The 1,456-nt window shown below is 56.7% G+C and carries 1 protein-coding gene and 1 riboswitch; the gene reads right to left on the bottom strand.

All coding sequences use genetic code 11. The features are described 5' to 3' along the window. Positions 1-855 precede the first annotated feature (855 nt). A riboswitch (SAM-I-IV-variant riboswitch) is annotated at positions 856-962 on the bottom strand. A 281-nt stretch (positions 963-1,243) separates the two neighbouring features. Then, positions 1,244-1,456, bottom strand: a 213-nt coding sequence (locus tag EOB59_RS35550; protein ID WP_164895858.1) for a hypothetical protein, incomplete at its 5' end; no start/stop codon positions are given.

Below are 1,456 nucleotides of genomic sequence, written 5' to 3'. Positions count from 1 at the left end.
GCTCGCGGAGGTGGAGAAGTCGCTCGCGCTGGATGTCGAGGGACAGGCCCAGCGCAAGGCAGTATACCCGGTGTCGCTTCGCCCCACCTGAAGACTTAAGGCTGCAGAGAGCTTTCGTCGTCCGTGAAGAATTCGGATCTTTTTGAGCCAACCTCGGCCGATCTCGGGTTATGCTAAGGCGCTTTGGCCAGGATGTAGGCCACGCCGTCGTGGGGCAGAGGCTGAGCGTAACGGTTGACGAAAACATGCTGCTGATCCTGAGCCGTCAAGCTGTGCCGGCGGCGCAGCACATAGGTCGCTTGCGCCACCTTGCGGGTTTCAGACGATCGTGAGCACAGATTTCACCGCATCGGGAGCAAGGATTTTGCGGATCGTGAGCAGCGATTTCGGACCTGCAACCGCAATCAGGCTGACACAAGTTATGGATCTTGTGCCGTGACAAATTGTTGAGCCACTTACGCAGTCCGCTCAATTCTGGTCGATCGTCGCAGGTCTTCGTCTAGCCGAGCTGCATTGCTGAAAATTTCGATGAGTTGTTTGGCCGCAGCTAAGCCCCGGATCATGCAGTCGCCCTGCAACACAGCCTCAAGATAAACGAGCGATCGCCCCATCCGGATGTCTTCAACAATCCTGTAAACATGCGTCCAACTGGCCTTTTGCTTATCGTGCTCAGGCTGCGGCTGGCGATGAGCGACAACATATATGTTAGACCACTCTGATCGGCCAAACCGCTTTTTCCAGTAACAGGAGCCCACATAGTGAATCTCGTCACAGGATTGGGTCACCAGTGGCGGATCGGACTTACTATCCCCTTGCATCACTCTACTCCAAGCATGTGAGCAGACTGACGCGTGGCGGGATCCGTTTGGTTGCCGGTTCGGCCACATCCTTCCTGGCGGAAGCGCCACCTTGCTCGGTCAGCAGGTTGGCGTTGGACGTCAGTCCAACTCTTGATGTCGGCGATTGTTTAGCGTGGCCTTTAGTTGTTTGCAAGCTTTAGGTAATTTGCAGAGAACCTTCACCCTCTGGCTCATTTGCGGCCTTGTCGCAAACTCGTTCTACTTCTCAAAACGGTCGGCCGTTGCACCAGTTCAGGCGTCACTGAATCAACGGCTTAGCGCGCCTAGGCCGGTGTGGACGGATTTAACAGGACGCGAAATTTCGCTCGTCTTCTCGCATCATTTCAGACCACAGTGAGCAACCTTTCGGAGGTCCTGGACGCTTCGGCCGACAACTCGGCTGTCTACAGGATGCCTTGTTCAAGTCGAGGGAGCCAGACGCCAACCAAGAGATTGTCAATGTGCCGGATCTCGCCGATGCCGAATGTCGTCTTGCGTCCTACCGCTCCCGCGACGGCGGTGAGTTCGCCTTCGTCGGCGAGCTTGCCGAGAAGAGACGACAGCTCGCGGAGGTGGAGAAGTCGCTCGCGCTGGATGTCGAGGGACAGGCCCAGCGC

This window comes from Mesorhizobium sp. M7A.F.Ca.MR.176.00.0.0 (assembly GCF_004023165.1).
Classification (GTDB): domain Bacteria; phylum Pseudomonadota; class Alphaproteobacteria; order Rhizobiales; family Rhizobiaceae; genus Mesorhizobium.
The sequence above is the reverse complement of the archived record's forward strand: the minus strand, read 5'-3'. Positions and strand labels throughout refer to the sequence as shown.